This window comes from Streptomyces sp. NPDC002754 (assembly GCF_053592315.1).
The window spans coordinates 1-17,051 of sequence record NZ_JBSFVM010000039.1; the positions used below are offsets into that span (position 1 = coordinate 1).

At 71.7% G+C, this 17,051-nt stretch carries 11 protein-coding genes; 2 read left to right on the forward strand and 9 right to left on the reverse strand.

Annotated elements, in window-relative coordinates:
* Positions 1-144: 144 nt before the first annotated feature.
* The 8 genes from ACWD2L_RS37155 to fes form a co-directional block, all read right to left on the reverse strand.
* Complete coding sequence (locus ACWD2L_RS37155; RefSeq protein ID WP_351345561.1) at positions 145-4,041, reverse strand: amino acid adenylation domain-containing protein; 3,897 nt, start codon at positions 4,039-4,041, stop codon at positions 145-147.
* Entirely contained in the window at positions 4,038-4,274 is a 237-nt protein-coding gene (locus ACWD2L_RS37160) for a phosphopantetheine-binding protein (RefSeq protein WP_351345558.1), read from the reverse strand. The genes ACWD2L_RS37155 and ACWD2L_RS37160 overlap by 4 nt, the downstream gene beginning before the upstream one ends.
* Positions 4,271-4,912, reverse strand: a complete 642-nt coding sequence (locus ACWD2L_RS37165) for an isochorismatase family protein (protein ID WP_351345555.1) — start codon at positions 4,910-4,912, stop codon at positions 4,271-4,273. Before ACWD2L_RS37165 ends, ACWD2L_RS37160 begins: the two co-directional genes overlap by 4 nt.
* A 15-nt stretch (positions 4,913-4,927) precedes the next feature.
* A complete protein-coding gene (locus ACWD2L_RS37170) occupies positions 4,928-6,562 on the reverse strand; it encodes a (2,3-dihydroxybenzoyl)adenylate synthase (RefSeq protein ID WP_351345552.1) in 1,635 nt (544 codons plus the stop codon).
* Positions 6,559-7,749: an isochorismate synthase gene (locus tag ACWD2L_RS37175; protein WP_351345549.1), complete on the reverse strand. Its 1,191-nt coding sequence runs from the start codon at positions 7,747-7,749 to the stop codon at positions 6,559-6,561. Before ACWD2L_RS37175 ends, ACWD2L_RS37170 begins: the two co-directional genes overlap by 4 nt.
* Before the next feature lie 181 nt (positions 7,750-7,930).
* Positions 7,931-8,740, reverse strand: coding sequence for a 2,3-dihydro-2,3-dihydroxybenzoate dehydrogenase (locus tag ACWD2L_RS37180; RefSeq protein ID WP_351342408.1), 810 nt, complete (start codon positions 8,738-8,740; stop codon positions 7,931-7,933).
* Positions 8,737-9,720, reverse strand: coding sequence for an ABC transporter substrate-binding protein (locus ACWD2L_RS37185; protein ID WP_351342406.1), 984 nt, complete (start codon positions 9,718-9,720; stop codon positions 8,737-8,739). The genes ACWD2L_RS37180 and ACWD2L_RS37185 overlap by 4 nt, the downstream gene beginning before the upstream one ends.
* Before the next feature lie 68 nt (positions 9,721-9,788).
* Positions 9,789-11,129 (reverse strand): enterochelin esterase, encoded by a 1,341-nt coding sequence (gene fes, locus ACWD2L_RS37190; protein ID WP_351342404.1) that lies wholly within the window; start codon positions 11,127-11,129, stop codon positions 9,789-9,791.
* A 72-nt stretch (positions 11,130-11,201) separates the two neighbouring features.
* On the opposite strand from fes, the gene ACWD2L_RS37195 reads away from it, so the two are divergent.
* Positions 11,202-12,254 (forward strand): FecCD family ABC transporter permease, encoded by a 1,053-nt coding sequence (locus ACWD2L_RS37195; RefSeq protein ID WP_351342403.1) that lies wholly within the window; start codon positions 11,202-11,204, stop codon positions 12,252-12,254.
* A gap of 2 nt (positions 12,255-12,256) precedes the next feature.
* Complete coding sequence (locus ACWD2L_RS37200; RefSeq protein WP_351342412.1) at positions 12,257-13,336, forward strand: FecCD family ABC transporter permease; 1,080 nt, start codon at positions 12,257-12,259, stop codon at positions 13,334-13,336.
* A gap of 67 nt (positions 13,337-13,403) precedes the next feature.
* Here the strand turns inward: ACWD2L_RS37200 and ACWD2L_RS37205 are convergent, their stop codons facing one another.
* Entirely contained in the window at positions 13,404-17,045 is a 3,642-nt protein-coding gene (locus ACWD2L_RS37205; RefSeq protein WP_351342401.1) for an ABC transporter ATP-binding protein, read from the reverse strand.
* Positions 17,046-17,051 lie beyond the last annotated feature (6 nt).

Genomic DNA, 17,051 nt, shown 5'->3' on the forward strand with positions numbered 1-17,051 from the left:
TGTTTCACCGGTGGCGAGGATGACGGTGTAGCCGGTCACCAGGTCTTCGATGCCGCCGTAGTACGAGGAGAACTGGCCGGTCGCGAGTGTCGCAGTTATACGTATGACTGCGACACCATTCCGAGCAGACACCCCTCTGCGCGGTCAGTCCCCCAGTTCCTTCAGGCGCAGCGCGAGCGCCTCCGCGATCCGCTCCACGTGCTCCTCCTTGAGCAGCTCCGGGTGGGTGCAGGGCAGGTCGTGGTTGGTGATGCGGCCCGTGATGTGCGGGCGCCAGGCCTCGCGGGTGAGCCAGTTCTCCGGGCGCGGGGCGGCTGCCGTGAAGAACAGGATGTCGCCCTCGTAGCGGCGGTGTTGGTGGGCGCGCATCATGCGGGCGTGGTTGGGGACGATGTCGACGATCCGGGAGAGCGTGCTGTCGTCGAGGCCGGCGAGGGGGCTGCCGGCCTTGCGCAGGGTGGCCAGGACGTCCTCGCGGGTGGCCTCGTCGGTGCGCTCGAAGCCGGCCATCCGCAGGACGGCGGTGAGGGCGTCGCCCTCCTCCGGGGCGGGACGTTCGCGCCACTGTTCGGCGGGGAACGCGTCGAGCAGGGCGAGGAGTTCGACCTGTTCGCCCGCTTCCTGGAGCAGTACGGCGACCGTGTGCGCGAGGATGCCGCCGACGGACCAGCCGATGAGCCGGTACGGGCCGTGCGGCCGGATCCGGCGGATCTCGTGCACGTAGTCCGCCGCCTGCTCCCACAGGGTGCCCGGCAGCGGGTCGTCCGAGGTCAGTCCGCGCGCCTGGAGGCCGTGCACCGGCTGGTCCCGGTCGAGGCGTGCGGTCAGGCCCGCGTAGCACCAGGAGATGCCGCCTGCGGGGTGGATCGCGAAGAGCGGCGGAAGGTCGCCCTCGCGGCGCAGTGGGAGTACGACACCGAGGGCGTCCGTGGACGCCGGTGAGGCGTCGTCGATGCGGGCCGCGAGCGCCGCCGGTGTCGGGGATGCGAAGAGTGAGCCGATGGTCAGCTCCGCGCCCAGTTCCTCGCGGACCCGGTTGACGAGGCGCACGGCGAGCAGTGAGGTGCCGCCCAGGTCGAAGAAGGCGTCGTCGGGGCCCGCCCCTTCGGCGTCGAGCACTTCGGCGAAGAGGCGGGTGAGCGTCTCCTCGCGCGGGTCCGCGGGGGGCCGGGCGCCGCCGCCTCCGGTGAACACGGGTGCCGGGAGTTCGCGGCGGTCCAGCTTGCCGTTGGGGCTGAGCGGGAACGCGTCGAGCGGCACGATCGCCGAAGGCACCATGTGCTCGGGCAGGGTGTGGGCGAGCGCGGCGCGAATCTTGGCGGGGTCGGGCGCGGCTCCGGTCACGTATCCGACGAGGCGGTCGTCGAGGACGAGCGCGCACGAACCGTCGACGCCCTCCTGTGCCGCCAACTCGGCCTCGATCTCGCCGAGTTCGATGCGCTGGCCGCGCAGTTTGACCTGGTGGTCGGTGCGGCCGAGGTATTCGACCTCGCCGTGTTCGGTCCAGCGTGCGAGGTCGCCGGTGCGGTACATGCGAAGGCCCTCGTACGGCGTGAAGGGGTCCGGCACGAAGCGTTCGTCGGTCAGCTCGGGGCGGTTCAGGTAGCCGTCCGCCAACTGGCGTCCAGCGAGGTGCAGTTCGCCGATGATGCCGGGTGGGCACGGTTGCCCGGCCGGGTCGAGGACGTACAGGCGGGTGTTCCACACGGGGCGGCCGATGGGCACGGGGCCCGCGCCGGACGGCTCGCACGCGTGGTACGTGACGTCGACGGCGGCCTCCGTCGGACCGTACAGGTTGTGCAGTGCCACGCCGGGGAGCGTCCGCGCGAAGGCGTTCGCCGTCTCGCGGGGCAGGGCCTCGCCGCTGCAGAAGACGCGGCGCAGCGAGCCCGCGCAGGAGCCGGCGTCGGCTTCCGCGAGGAACACCTGGAGCATCGACGGCACGAAGTGGCAGGTGGTGACGGCCTGTTGGCGGATGATGCGGGCCAGATAGGCCGGGTCCTTGTGGCCGCCGGGTTCGGCGACGACGAGCGTCGCGCCCTCGCGCAGTGGCCAGAAGAACTCCCACACCGACACGTCGAACGAGGACGGTGTCTTCTGCAGGACGACGTCCGCCGCTCCGATGCCGTACTCGTGCTGCATCCAGCGCAGCCGGTTGTCGATCGCGGAGTGCGGTACGACGACACCCTTGGGCCGGCCGGTCGAGCCGGAGGTGTAGATGACGTACGCGGGGTGGGCGGGTGTGAGCGCGCGGGCCGGGTCGACGGTGGCGTACGCGGAGAGGTCGAGCCCTTCGAAAACAACCAGCGGGGTGCCCGCGTCGGCCGGGAGGCGGTCCGCGACGTCGGTGACGGCGCAGACGGGTTCGGCGTCCCGCAGCATGTACGTGAGGCGCTGCTCGGGATAGTCGGGGTCGAGCGGCAGATACGCGGCGCCGGACTTGAGGACGGCGAGGAGTGTCACGATCAGCTCGGCCGAGCGCGGGACGGAGACCGCGACGAGACGGCCGGGGGCGGCGCCCAGCGCTTGCAGGTGGCGTGCCAACCGGTTGGCTCGCGCGCTCAGTTGCGCGTAGGTGAGGACCGTGCCGTCGTAGATGAGCGCGGTCGCGTCGGGGGTGCGGGCGGCCTGTGCCTCGATGGGGCCGATGAGGGTAGTGGGCGGCAGGGCACGTTCGGTGCGGTTGAACTCGTCGAGGACGAGGGCGAGTTCGGCGGTCGTGGCGATGGTGTGGGTGGCGAGCGGAGCCTGCGGGTCGGTTTCGGCGAGGCGGCCGAGCAGGTCGAGGAACCTGGTCTGGTGCGCGGCGAGATCCTCGTCCTCGTAGAGGGCCGGGTTGCCGTCGTGGTCGATGCGCAGGCCGCGGCCGTCGGCACGGTCGTAGATGTTGACCGTGAGGTCGTCGACGGGCCCTGCCGACAGGTTGTGGGCGCGGGCCGGGACGCCCGCGAACTCGGCGCCGTAGTCGAACGGCATGACGTTGACGAGGGGCCCGACGAGGCCGCGGCTCTCGCCGAGCAGGCCGAGGTCGCGGCGGATGTCCTCGTAGCGGTAGCGCTGGTGGCGGCGCACCTCCCTGACGCCCAGGACCACTTGGCGTACGAGCTGCGCGAAGGTGGCGTCGGGGGTGACGGTCAGGCGCAGTGGCAGCACGTTCATCACCATGCCGGGGACGCGCAGCGCGACCGAGCCCATGCGGCCCATCATCGGCAGGCCGAGGACGACGTCCGCGCGGCCGGTCGCGCGCGACGTGTAGAGGGCTTGTGCGGCGATGAGGACGTCGGGCCAGGTGGCGCGGGTGCTCGCGGCGAGTTCCTTCAGCCGCTCGGTCGTCTCCGGCGCGATCCGTGTCGTACGGCGGTGGAAGGAACGGGACGGCAGCGCGCCGCGCCCCGCGAGCCGGGGCACCTCCGGGCGGTCGGCGAAGGCCGCTCCCCAGTGCGCGCGGTCGGCGGCGAAGGTGTCGGACGCGCGGTACTCGGCGTCGACGGCCAGCAGGTCGGCGAGCGTTTCGAAGGCGCGGGGGCCGGGGTCCTCGCCGCGTACGAGTGCCGTGTAGATCGCGGCGGTCCGGCCGACGAGGAGGGAGTAGCCGAAGCCGTCGATGACGAGGTGGTGGATGCGCTGGTACCAGAGCCAGCGCCGCTCCCCCACGCGGAACAGGGCGTGCCCGAACAGTGGCCCCTTCGCCAGGTCGCAGGGTTCGGCGAGGTCGGCGCGCATCCAGGCCAGGGCCTCGTCCTCGCTCAGGTCCTCGCGCACCGTCAGCGGCAACTCGACGCTGCCGCACACCCGTTGGCGCGGCCCGTCGGCGGTGTCCTCGACGCGGACGCGCAGCGCGTCGGCCTCGGCGACGACCCGGCGCAGCGCCTCCGCGAAGACCTCGGGGTCGATGTCGCCGTCGATCTCCAGGTACTCGGCGGTGTTCTGCGCGGGGCTGAGCGGGTCGAGGGCCTGCGCGAACCACATGCCGGACTGGGCGGAGGTGAGCGGCAGGACCAGGTCGGGGGCCCGGGTGGGCTCGCTGATCAGTGCGGTCATGAGGCGGCCACCCCCAGGAGCTTCGCCCAGGCCTCGATGGCCGGCTGCTCGGCGAGGTCGACGAACGAGGCCTCGGCGCCGTGGTCCCTGCGCCAGCGCTCGAGGAGGGTCATGACGCGGACGGAGTCGAGCCCGTAGTCGACGAGGTTCTCGTCGAGGGGGATCTCGGCGGGGTCCTCGCCCAGGCAGTCGGCGACGTCCTCGCGGATCTTCCGAACGGTGAGGGTGGTCATGCGGCCCGTACCTCCTCGATGAACGTGTCCGTGGTGGTGACGACGGCGCAGCGGCCCGCGGCCCAGCGCAGCGCCATGTCGTGGTCCTCGCGGGTGAAGTCGGCGACGGCGTCGGCGACGACGAAGGCCTGGATGTCCCGCATCCACGCGTCGGCGGCGCTGATCATGACGCCGATGTGCGCGTACACGCCGACGATCACCAGCTGGTCGCGGCCCGACTCCCGCATCAGTTCCTCGAGTTCGGTGCGGACGAACGCGCTGTACTTCCACTTGGTGAGGACCGTGTCGCCGTCCTCGGGTGCCACGGCCGCGGGCATGGCGAGGGCAGTGGGGTCGTCTGCGGCGCCGGGTCCCCAGAAGTCGAGTTGCAGCCCGCGCTCCTCGGGGGTCTGGCCGCCGCGCTGCGCGGAGTAGTACACGGGGATGCCGAGGCCGCGGCTCTCCTTGAGCAGCCGGGCGATGTTGTCGAGCATGCCGGTCAACGGCTGTTCGGCTTGCGGGTACTTGGCGAGGAAGTGGTGCTGGAGGTCGTGGACGAGCAGCACGGCGCGGGCCGGGTCGACGGTCCAGCGGACCCGGTTCTCGGGGAGTTCTGCGGGGGTCGGGAGCGGGTAGGCGGCGATGGCGGGCAGGGCCATGGTGGGGGGAACCTCTCAGTGCTGCTCGGCGGCGGACCGCTGGTGCTTCTTGCTGATCTTGCCGATGCCGGTCTGCGGGAAGGCGTCGACGAATTCGACGAGGTCGGGCACCTTGTACGCGGCCACGCCCCGTTCCCGTACGAAGCGCTTCACGGCGACGGACCTCAGGGATCCGGCGTCCGCGCGCAGGATGACGTAGGCGAGGGAGCGTTCGCCGAGGAACTCGTCGGGGACGCCGACGACGGAGACGTCGTGCACGGCGGGGTGGGCGAGGAGGATGTTCTCGATCTCTTCCGGGGCGATCTTCTCGCCGCCCCGGTTGATCTGGTCCTTCGCCCGGCCCTCGACGACGATGTGCCCGGTCGGGGTGCGCCGCACGATGTCGCCTGTGCGGTAGAAACCGTCGGCGGTGAAGGAGCGGGCGTTGTGCTCGGGGGCGCGCCAGTAGCCGCGGATGGTGTACGGGCCGCGGGTGAGCAGGTGCCCGAAGCCGCCGTCGGGGACGTCCTGGTCGGCGTCGTCGACGACGCGTACCTCGTCGTCCGGGGAGATGGGCAGCCCCTGCGTGGCGACGATCGTCTCCGGATCGTCGTCCAGACGCGTGTAGTTGACGAGGCCTTCCGCCATGCCGAAGACCTGCATCAGGCGGCAGCCGAGGGCGGGTTCGAGGCGGCGGGCTGCCTGTTCGCTGTATTTGGCGCCGCCGACGAGGACGAGTTCCAGGGTGGAGAGGTCGTGTGCGGTGTCGGCCGCGGAGTCGGTCCAGACGAGGGCGAGCGGCGGGACGAGCCCGGTCATGGTGATCCGCTCGCTCGCGACGAGCGGGAACGCGGTGTCCGGGTCGGGCGCGGGCGCGAGCACGACGGTGCCGCCGGCGTACAGGACGCCGAGCCAACCCGGGCTGCTCATCGGGTAGTTGTGGGCGGCTGGCAGCACGACGAGGAAGCGGGTATCGGCGTCGACGCCGCAGATCTCGTTCGAGCCCCACAGCGAGTACATGTAGTCGTCGTGGGTGCGCGGGATGAGCTTGGGCCGGCCGGTGGTGCCGCCGGACAGCTGGAGGAAGGCGAGCTCGTGCGGCTGCGGCCCGTCCAACTCCCCCGGCTCGTGCGGTACTTCGGCGAGTGAGGTGTGCTCGCCGGGGTTCTCCCCGACCACGAACACGTGCTTCAGGCTCGGGGCTCCGGCCCGGACCTTGCTCGCGAGCGCCCGGTGGTCGAAGCCGGCGTGCCGTTCCGGGATCACGTAGGCGACGGCCTCGGTGAAGGTGCAGAAGTACGCGATCTCGCTTTCGCGGTGCGCGGGCAGCGCGTACACGGGGAGCGCGCCGATGCGGAACAGGGCGAAGACGACCTCGAAGAACTCGCCGACGTTCGGCAGCTGGACGACGACGCGGTCGCCCTTGCGTATGCCGCGCTCCACGAAGCCCGCGGCCAACCGGTCGGCCCTGTCGTCGAGTTGGCGGTAGGTCCAGGTGCGCCTGGACGGGGCCGGGTCCACGAGGGCGATCCGGTCGGGGTGGTCGGCGGCACGCTCGCGCAGCACCCCGCCGAAGGTCTCGCCGCGCCAGTAACCGGCCGAACGGTACCGCTCGGCGTACTCGGCGGGCCAGGTGGGGGCGTCGACACCGGGGCTGAGGGGGCTGGTCACAGGGCGGCTCCCACGGCGCTCAGGAACGTACGGAACTTCGCGCCGGTCTCGGCGGTCTCGGCCTCGGGCGAGGAGGCGGCGACGACTCCCGCGCCCGCGAACAGGCGCAGCAGATTGCCCTCTGCCTCGGCGCAGCGGATGGTGACGACCCACTCGCCGTCGCCGTCGGCGTTCTGCCAGCCGACCATGCCGGTGTAGGCGCCGCGGTCGAACGGCTCGGACTCGGCGATGACTTGGCGCGCGAGGCCGGTCGGGGTGCCGCACACCGCGGGGGTGGGGTGCAGGGCGGTGGCGAGGTCGAGGGCGGTGGTGCGCTCGGGGTCGGCGAGTTCGCCGCTCACGGTGGTGGACAGGTGCCACATGGCGGCCGTCCGTACGAGGGTGGGGCGGGCGGGGATGTCGATGGTCCGGCAGAACGGGGCGAGGGCCGCGCGCACCGCGTCCACCACGACGGCGTGCTCGTGCAGGTCCTTCGCCGACTCGAGGAGCGCGGCGGCGCGGCGCACGTCCTCGGCGAGGTCGGCGGAGCGGGGCGCGGAGCCCGCGAGGGGGTTGGCGGTGAGGGTGGATCCGGTGCGGGACACGAGGAGTTCGGGGCTCGCGCCGATGAGCGTACGGCCGGGGGCGCTGGGCACGGCGAAGGTGTAGCCGGCGGGGTCGCGGCGGGCCAGACGGCGCAGCATCGTGGACAGGTCCGGGGCCTGCGCGGCGGTCAGTTCGAGGGTGCGGGCGAGGACGACCTTGTCGAACTCGCCGGCCTTCATGCGCTCGACGGCCGCGGCGACGGCCGCGCCGTACACCTCCGGCTCCGGCACCTCGCGCACGGACCACTGGGCGTCGACCTGTGGCACGGGCAACGCGATGAGCGGATCCTCACGCAGCGGCGGCGCCCATCGCACGGACTCCGGCACGGCGAGGGCGGGCGCCGCGCCGGGGTCGAACGGCAGGGCCCCCATCACGACGGGATTCGCATCCCCGGCACGCCGCCGCGCGTCGAGCAACGCCTGCACGCGAGGACTCAACGGCCCTTCTCTGTGCGGAAGTTCGGCCACCACTCCACGCCCGAGGAGCGTACGGTGCGGCGTGGCGACGAACCGGTCGGTAACGGGGGCGTACTCCTCCAGAAGCGCGGTGGCGGACCCGGGCGAGACGAACTCGGACACGCTGGGACTGGCAACCGTGGTCATGGGTGTCTCCAAGGTGGGGCGGGGCAAATCAAGCCCCTGCGGGATCGGGCAGCGGGCCAACTCAAGCCCCTGCGGCGTTTGAGCAGCGGGGTTCGGGGCGGAGCCCCGATCTTTTGAGCCCCGCCGGCGATTGAGGCGCGGGGTCCGGGGCGGAGCCCCGTGGCGTAGGAACGGCTCCCGGTCACCCCCGGAGCGTGGCGCCACCATCGACGTACAGGTCCTGCATCGTGATGTGCCGGGCCCGGTCGGACGCGAGGAAGGCAACCGCCTCCGCGACGTCCTCGGGATCGGCGATGCGCCCGAGAGGAATACCCGTGCGGTGGACCGCAAGATCCCCCTCGATGACGGACCGCGCACCCGCCTCCACGTCCCCTCCGGGCGCCGCCTCCCACATGCCACGCTGCATGTCGGTGAGCGTCGACCCGGGACACACGTTGTTGCACCGCACCCCGTGCGCGGCGACCTCGAGGCCAAGGCATTTGGTGAACATCGCGGTGGCCGCCTTCGACGCGGCGTACGCCGCCATGCCGTGCCGCGGAATGCCGGCGGCGTTGGACGCGACGGTGACGATGCTGCCGCGCCCCCGCCCGGTCATCCGGCGTGCGGCCGCACGGGAGACGTGCATGACGCCGTTGGTGTTGACTCCGAAGCAGGCCGCCCAGTCCTCGTCGGTGAGGTCCACGACGGGTGAACCGCGCAGGATTCCGGCGACGTTGACGGCGATGTCGAGGGGGCCGAGGGTGTCCTCGGCGTCGGCGACGAGCGCCTCGACGGCCGCCGCGTCGGTGACATCGAGGGCACGGCCGACGACCTGCCCTTCGGCGTAGGGGGCGACCGCCTTCTCGACGGCTTCGGCGTCCAGGTCCGTGGCGAGCACACGCGCGCCGCGACCGGCGAGCGCGGCGACGACCGCCTCGCCGATCCCCCGGCCCGCCCCCGTGACGAGGGCGAGCCGGCCGGCCAGGTCCTGACCAGATATCGCGGGAATCACTTGGCGAGCGCCCCCTTGATGTCGTCGAGGACGGTCTGCGCGGCGAGCGGGCCGCCCGAGCTGTTCCACGCCGAGCCGTCGATGACGACGACGTGGCTGTCCTTCTCGGCCTTCAACTTGCCGAAGTTGGTGACCTTCTGGGCCTCTGCGTAGGCCTTCTTGCTGTCGTCCTCGCTGCCGAGGGCGCCGAAGAACATCCAGTCACCGTCGATCGTCGCGAGCTTCTCCAGGGAGACCGGCTCGCTGTGGCCGGAGCTCGCGCCCTGCTGGTCCTTGGGGCGGTCCATGCCGAGCGCCTTGAGCGTCGAGCCGACGTGGCCCTCGCCCTTGCCGACGACGGAGGGCGCGCCGTCCTGCCAGCGGATGACGGAGACGGACTTGCCCGCGTTGTCGCCGAGCTTCTTCTTGGTGTCGGCGACCTGCGTGTCGAAGTCGGCGAGCCACTTCTCGGCGTCGGACTTCTTGTTGAGGGCGTCCGCGGTGTCGGTGAAGGCGGTCTTCCAGTTCTCGTTGAGCTTCGCGGTGACGACGGTCGGCGCGATCTCCTGGAGCTTGTCGACGGTCTTCTTCGCGCCGGTCGTCTCGTCGAGGAGGATCAGGTCGGGCTGGAGCGCGGCGAGCTTCTCCATGTCGGCCTCGGCGACGGAGGCGACGACCTGAGCCTTGGACGCCTTGTCGGCGAGGTACGACGACACGCCCTTCTGGCCGCGGCCCGCGGTGGTGCCGACCGGCTCGATGCCCAGGGCGAGCGCCGCGTCGAGGGTCGGCTCGCTGAGCGCGACGACCTTCTTGGGGTCGCTCGGCACCTTGACCTTGCGGCCCTGGGCGTCGGTGAGCTGCCGTGTCTTCGACGCGGATCCGGCCTTCGCGGCGTTGTCGGCGTCGTCTCCGCCGTCACTGCCGCAGGCACTCAGGAGCAGGGCGCCGGCGGCGGCGACGGCCGGTATGAGGGCGGCGCGGCGGAATCTCGGGGAGGACATGTGCGTAGGGCTCCTTAGGGCGATGAGATGAGAGAGGTGGTGCGTGGGGGGAAGTCGGGGGCGCCGTGCTAGGCGGGGGCGGTTCCGAGCAGTCGGACCAGCGAGTCGGCGAGGGCGACGTGCCAACAGGCGTAGTCGTGCCCGCCGTTAAACTCGTTGCGGGTGACCTGGTAGCGGGCCGAGTGCAGCGTGTCGTAGAGCGTGCGGCAGTGGTCGACCATCGGGCCCTCGTGCAGCCCGGCGTCGACGTGGACGGTGATCGGCGCGGGGTCGGTCTCCGCGTAGCGGGCGACGAGCCACGGCACACCGAAGATGTGTTTCTGCACCACACCCGGCGACAGGCTCGGCCGCCACCACAGGGAGGGCGACTGGGCGACAACATGGCCGAAACGGTCCGGTCGCAGCCGTCCCGCGTGCAGGGCGGCGAGTCCGCCGAGACTCTGTCCCGCGATGACCGTGCGCGCCGGGTCCGTGGCGAGGGGCCAGCGGCCCGCAGCCCACGGCAGCAGCTCGTCCGCGAGGAACTCCACGAAGGCGTCCCGCGCGCCGAGTTCACGGTTGCGGGTGTCCCGGTCGACGGCGTCCGGCGCGAGCACGGCCAGCGGCGGCAGCTGCCCGTCGGCGATCAGCGCGTCGAGGGTGTGCTGCAGGCCGACGCGGCCGAACCACATGTCGCCGTCGCAGAGCACGAGGACGGGCATCCGCTCCGTGTCACCGCGAGAACCGTCGCCTCGAGAACCGGGCGGCAGATACACCCATACGTCGCGTTCGCTGCTTGCGTCACGTTCACCGCCCAGCGCCGCGGCGCCGACCCGGTGCCGTTCGACGCGCCCGGCGGGCACGGTGCCGCGCCGCTCGGTCCAGGCCGGGGCGGGAGCCTCGGGCAGGGCGAAGACGGAGCTGTCGCCGGCGCCCCACCGGGTGGGGAGGCGGCGGGGGTTGAGCGGGTCGTGCGCCGCGTGGACGGCGAGGGAACGCAGCCGGGCCTGCAGTACCTCGGCGTCCTCGGGCGGCTCCTTCGCCGAGACGTCGGCGGCGATCCGGTACGAGGCGCGGTGGTCCGCGCGCAGCCGCAGGCCGAAGTGCCAGATGTCGGTGCCGGGGATCCGCTCCATGAGGGAGCCCGCGAGGTGGGCGCGGTCGCCGAGGTGGCTGACCATGAGCAGCACCTGCCGGGTGGCGCGGTGGCCGCGCCACAGGAAGGTGACCGCCCGGTGGTCGGGTTCGCCGTCGAGCTCCTCGACGAACGGCGTGCCGCGGACGGCGGCCTCGCGCCAGAACTCCGCGGCGATGTGCGCACGCTGAGCGTCGTCGGCCGCGGCGATGCGCTCCTTGAGGCGCGCGACGCGGACACCGGTGACGCGGTCCGGCCGGTGGTCCGGCAGGGCGGCAACGGACTGGACGCTCATGTCTCCTCGTTCCTGGCTTTTCTGTCGACGTAATTGTTAGCAGATGAAGTTAGGTTAGCCTAAGCTAATCACATGCCCGCAGGAATACGACTCCGCCCCGGCGGAACACGACAACTCCCGGCCACCGAGCCGCGAAGCCGCCCACCCCGCACCGCGGGACTGCTGATCGGCCTGGCGCTGCTCGTCGCCGCGGCCGCCCTCTCGCTCGCGGTGGGCACCGAACACCTCGCGCTCGGCCAGGTGTGGAGCGGGCTCTTCTCGCCGAACGGGTCCGCGAACGACAACATCGTTCGTGAACTGCGGCTGCCTCGAACGCTCATCGGCATCGCCGTGGGCGCGGCGCTCGGGCTCGCGGGCGGCGTGATGCAGGTACTGACCCGCAACCCCCTCGCCGACCCCGGGCTGCTCGGGGTGAACGCGGGCTCCTCGGCCGCCGTCGTCACCGCGATCAGTGTGTTCGGCATCACGTCGTTCACGGGATACCTGTGGTTCGCGCTGCTCGGCGCCGCCGTCGCCGCCATCGTCGTCAACGCCCTGGGCGGCACCCGCTCGGCGACGCCGGTGCGCCTCGCGCTCGCCGGCACGGCCGTCAACGCGGCCCTGTTCGGCTACGTCAACGGCTTGCAGCAGTGGGACCTGAGCACGCTCGACTCGATGCGCTTCTGGTCCGTCGGCACGCTGGAGAAGCGGGACCCCGAACTCCTGCTCACCGCCCTGCCGTTGCTGATCGCCGGTGCGCTCCTCGCGTTCGCGCTCGCCCGGCCGCTCGGCTCCCTGTCGCTCGGCGAGGACCACGCCCGCGCGCTCGGCACCTCCGTGCGGCGCACCCGGGTCCTGTCGATCGTGGCCATCACGCTGCTGTGCGGCAGCGCCACCGCCGTGTGCGGGCCGATCGGCTTCATCGGCCTGATGATCCCGCACGCGGTCCGCGCGTTCACGGGCCCCGACCCGCGGTGGATGCTGCCCTTCTGCGCGCTCTTCGCGCCCACTCTGCTGCTCGTGGCGGATGTCATCGGCCGGGTCGTGGTGGCGCCGTCGGAGATCCAGGCGGACATCGTCACGTCGTTCATCGGCGGGCTCATCTTCGTCCACCTCGTACGTCAGCGGAAGGTGGCCCAGCTGTGACCATGGCGTCCTCGTTGAAGAAGCAGGAACCCCCGGCCTTCAAGGCCGAGTTGCGCCGCGGGAGGCTGCGGGCGGGCCGGTTCTCGGTCCGCTTCGACCCGCGTACGGTGCTCGTCTGCCTGGCGCTGATCGTCGTCACGGCATGCCTGGTGGTGCTGTCCGTCGGCACCGGCACGTACGAGCTGTCGCCGATGGAGGTGCTGCGGACGTTCGCGGGGAACGGGCCGCCGGGCGCCGAGTTCATCGTGCTCGACCTGCGGCTGCCGCGCGCCGTCGTGGCGGTTCTCGTCGGCTTCGGGACGGGCATGGCGGGCGCCGTCTTCCAGTCGCTCACCCGCAATCCGCTGGGCAGCCCGGACATCATCGGGTTCGGCAACGGCGCGTCGGCGGGGGCGCTCGTCGCGATCATCTTCTTCAACGCGGGGGCCGCGCAGACCGCCCTCGGCGCACTCGTCGGCGGCTTCGCCACGGCCACGGCCGTCTATCTGCTCGCCTGGCGCCGCGGCGTGCACGGCTACCGGCTCGTACTCGTCGGCATCGGGGTCTCCGCGGTGCTCGGGGCGGCGACGAGCTTCCTCTACATCCGCGCCGACATCGGCAAGGCGGCCCAGGCCGCGAGCTGGACGATCGGCTCGCTCAACGACCGCGGCTGGACCGAGGCCAGGACGGCCGCGCTCGGCCTGATCGCCTGCGTCCCCGTGGTCATGGTGTTCGGACGCCGCCTCACGATGCTGGAGATGGGCGACGACACGGCGGGCGCCCTCGGTGTGCCGCCGGAGCGCAGCCGCCTGATCCTGCTGTGCGCGGGCACGGGACTGACCGCGATGGCGGTCGCCGCGGCGGGCCCCATCCCGTTCCTCGCCATGGCCTCCCCCCAACTGGCCCGCCGCGTCACCCGCGCCGCGGGACCGAACGTCGTGCCCTCAGCGTGGATGGGCGCCCTTCTTGTGACGGCCGCCGATCTGCTGACGCAGCGGGTGACCGGTTCGGCGCTGATGCCGGTGGGCGTGGTGACGGGCGTGGCGGGCGGACTGTTCCTGGCGTGGCTGCTGCTGCGGGAGCGCAGGGCGCAGCACGTCTGACCGAACCCGTACGACGCCGCCCCCGCCATGTGTGACGTGGCGGGGGCGGCGTCGTACGCAAGGTGGGTCAGGCCGGCGTGCCGGCCGCTTCCTTGGCGGGTTCCTTCGGGCGTCCGCTGTTCCACAGGCGGGCGTACGCGCCGTCCGCCGCGAGGAGTTCGGCGTGCGGGCCGTACTCGACGGGCCGTCCCGCGTCCATCACCAGGACACGGTCGCAGCGGGCGGCCGTCGTCAGGCGGTGGGCGACCAGCAGGGCCGTCTTGTCGCGGGCCGCCTTGAACATGCCGTCGAGCACGGCGCTCTCCGTGCCGGCGTCGAGCATCGCGGTGGCCTCGTCGAGCAGCAGCACGTCCGGGTCGACGAGCGCCACCCGTGCCAGGGCGACGAGTTGGCGCTCGCTGGCCGACAGATTGCCGCCGGCCTGGCGCACGGCGTGCCGGAAGCCTCCTGGCAGCCGGGCGATGGTCGCGGTGGCACCCACCGCGTCGGCCGCCGCGGCGACCTCGGCATCGCTCGCGTCGGGGCGGCCGTAGCGGATGTTCTCCGCGATGTCGCCCTCGAACAGATGGGCCTCCTGCGGGACGATGCCGACCCGCTGCCGGTAGCCCGCGAGTTCGTAGCGGCCGATGTCGACCCCGTCGAGCCGCACCGTCCCGGACCCCGGGTCGTAGAACCGCGCGAGGAGTTTCACCAGGGTCGACTTGCCCGCCCCGGTGGCCCCCACGACGGCGACGCTCTTCCCGGCCTCCAGCGTGAGGTCATCGACGGTGACGGTGTCCTCGGCCGCCCCTTCGTAGCGGAAGGTCACGTCCCGCAGCGCGATGTGCCCGGTGAACCGCCCGGAGACCGCGACGGGTTCGGCGACGGTGCGCTGCGAGGGCTCGGTGCCGAGGAGTTGGGTGACCTTGCGCACGCTGGTGCGGGTCTGCAGATACGCGTCGTAGATGTTCGACAGCTGCTGGATCGGCCCGTAGAACTGCCCCAGCAGCAGCAGGAAGGCGGCGAGTACACCGGTCGTGACCGTGCCGTTCGCGACGAGGTATCCGCCTGCCAGCACGACGAGGGCCATCGACAGCTCCGAGCAGAACGCCAGGAACGGGAAGTACAGCGAGATGTACCGCTGCCCCTTCACCTGGATCAGCCGGTTCAGGTTCGACAGGGAGCTGAAGTGCTTGGCCGTGCTGTTCTGCTTGCCGTGGGACTGGGCGACGCGCAGACCCGCGACGTTCTCCCGCAGCGAGCTGTTGACCTTGCCGAGCTGGTCGCGCGCCTCGTTGTACGCACTCGAACTCAGGCGCCGGAAGACCGGTGTGATCAGGGCGATGACCGGGAACGGCGCGAGCGCGGCGAGTGCGAGCCGCCAGTCGAGGACGAACATGGCGACGGCGATGCCGCCCATCGTCAGGACGCTCACCATGCCCTGCACCATGCCCTGTTGCAGGAACTTCGACAGGGAGTCGATGTCCACGGTCATCCGGGTGAGCAGGCTGCCCGCGCTCTCCTTCTCGTAGTGGTCGAGCCCGAGCAGGTTGAGGTGCCGGTAGCTGCGCAGCCGGAGCCCGTACTGGACGGACTCGGAGGCGCGGGCGCTGGTCAGGGTCTGGTACGTGTAGACGAACCAGTTGGCCGCGCACAGCGCGAGGGCGATGCCCGCGATCCACCAGACCGTGCTCATGGTTTTGGGCGAGATGCCCTCGTCGATGCCGCGCTGGAGCAGGACCGGTACGAGCACGCGGGCCAGCGCGTCGAAGGCGATCAGGGCGAGGGCGACGGTGAGCAGTCCTCGCACCGGGCTCAGAATCGCGCGCAACGTGGGCGGGGTCTGCCGGGCGACGTCCGCGAGCACGTTCGGCGGGATCTCGGCGAACCGGTCGCGGGGCGCCGGGGCCTCGGGCCTGCTCTCGGCTTCCCGTTCGGGCCACAACTCGGCCGGTGTGCGGGCCGTGCGCGCGTCGATCTCATCGGTGTCGCCCGCGAGCAACTCCTGGAAGACGACGCTGCGTTCGGCGAGTTCGGCGTACGTACCGCTGTCGGCGACGCGACCGTCGTCGAGCACCACGATCCGGTCGGCGAGCTCCAGGGTGGAGCGGCGCCGGGCGATGAGCACGGTGACGCGGTCGCCGCCGACGTAGCTCTCCAGGGCGCGGTGGATGGCGGCCTCGGTCGTGGCGTCGACGGCGGAGGTCGCGTCGTCGACGATCAGCACCTGCGGCCGCTTCAGCAACGCCCGTGCCAGTGCCAGGCGTTGGCGCTGGCCTCCGGAGAGGTTCTGGCCGCGCTCGGTCAGCTCGGTGTCGTAGCCGGCGGGCAGGGCGGTGATGAACGCGTGCGCGCCCGCCGCCTCGGCCGCGGTGACGATCTCCTCGTCGGTGGCGTCCTCGTGCCCGTAGGCGATGTTCTCGCGGACGCTGCGCGCGAAGAGGAAGGGCTCCTCGAAGACGACGCCGACGTGCGAGCGCAGCGATTCCAGACGCAGGTTGCGGATGTCGGTGCGGCCGTCGGCGGTACCCAGGGCGACGGTTCCGGAGGTGGCGTCGTAGAACCTCGGGATGAGCAGCGACAGTGTCGACTTGCCCGATCCGGAGGGGCCGACGACGGCGACGGTCTCCCCGGCGCCGACGCGCAGGGAGACGTCGCTCAGGACCGGGTCGTCGTGCGTGTAACCGAAGCCGACGTTCTCGAACACCAACTCCGTGGGCGCGTCGGCGAGTTCACTGTCGCCGTCGTGGATCTCGGGCCGCGAGTCGATGAGCTCGAAGATGCGCTCGGCGGAGGCGCGGGTGCGCTGGGCGATCACCAGGTACGAGGCGAACACGCGGGTGGGGCCGGTGAGCATCGTCAGATAGGCGGCGAAGGCGATGAACGTGCCGATGTCGATACGGGCGTCCATGACCATGCTGCCGCCGTACACCAGCACGGCGATCTGGCCGAGGACGGGCAGCGCGAGCATGGTCGCGCCGGGCGCGGCGTGCACGCGCATCATCCGCATACGGCGGCCGAAGAGGCCCCGGGTGGCCCTGTCGAGCCAGCGGATCTCCCGCTCCTCCTGGCCGAAGCCCTTGACGACGCGGACGCCGTCGATGGCCTCCTTGATGTGCTCGGTCACCTCGGCCGCGTCGTTGGCGGCCCGCGCGGAGGTCTCGAAGACCCGGCGCCTGGTCCACATCGCGACGGCGCCGAGCGCGAGGACCACGAGCACGGTGACGACGGTCAGCCGGGGCGAGAGCCAGAGCATCGCGGCGATGCCGAAGAGGTAGTACGTGACGACCGTGAGCGGCACCGGAAGCATGGTCAGCATCTGCTGGATCTGCTGGAGGTCGCTGTTGGTGCGGGAGATGACCTGCCCGGTGCGCAGCTTGTCCTGGCCGGGACCGTCGAGCCGCTGGATGCTGTTGAACACGTCCTCGCGCAGGCTGTGCTGCACGTCGAGGGCGAGCTTTCCGCCGGTGAAGCGGCGTACGTAGTTGCCGACGAAGTCGATCGCGGCGATGAGCGCGAGTCCGGCGGCGACCCAGCCGATGCCGCTGCTGTCACCGGCGACGGCCTGGTTGACGCCGTCCTTGGTGAGGAGCGGGCCGAGGGTCACCAGGACGATGCTCAGGATGGAGGAGAAGACGATCGCGGCCATGAGCCGCCTTCGGCTCAGGCAGATGCCCATCAGGCGCCGCAGCCAGCCGGGTCCTGTCGTGGGGAACAGTGAATTCGGCATGTCTCC

What these genes read in the sequence shown, in the direction of transcription:
- ACWD2L_RS37195 (WP_351342403.1), top strand. Translation starts at nt 11,202, where the DNA reads ATGCCCGCAGGAATACGACTCCGCCCCGGCGGAACACGACAACTCCCG.
- ACWD2L_RS37165 (WP_351345555.1), bottom strand. Translation starts at nt 4,912, where the DNA reads ATGGCCCTGCCCGCCATCGCCGCCTACCCGCTCCCGACCCCCGCAGAA.
- ACWD2L_RS37200 (WP_351342412.1), top strand. Translation starts at nt 12,257, where the DNA reads ATGGCGTCCTCGTTGAAGAAGCAGGAACCCCCGGCCTTCAAGGCCGAG.
- ACWD2L_RS37160 (WP_351345558.1), bottom strand. Translation starts at nt 4,274, where the DNA reads ATGACCACCCTCACCGTTCGGAAGATCCGCGAGGACGTCGCCGACTGC.
- ACWD2L_RS37205 (WP_351342401.1), bottom strand. Translation starts at nt 17,045, where the DNA reads ATGCCGAATTCACTGTTCCCCACGACAGGACCCGGCTGGCTGCGGCGC.
- ACWD2L_RS37185 (WP_351342406.1), bottom strand. Translation starts at nt 9,720, where the DNA reads ATGTCCTCCCCGAGATTCCGCCGCGCCGCCCTCATACCGGCCGTCGCC.
- ACWD2L_RS37155 (WP_351345561.1), bottom strand. Translation starts at nt 4,041, where the DNA reads ATGACCGCACTGATCAGCGAGCCCACCCGGGCCCCCGACCTGGTCCTG.
- fes (WP_351342404.1), bottom strand. Translation starts at nt 11,129, where the DNA reads ATGAGCGTCCAGTCCGTTGCCGCCCTGCCGGACCACCGGCCGGACCGC.
- ACWD2L_RS37175 (WP_351345549.1), bottom strand. Translation starts at nt 7,749, where the DNA reads ATGACCACGGTTGCCAGTCCCAGCGTGTCCGAGTTCGTCTCGCCCGGG.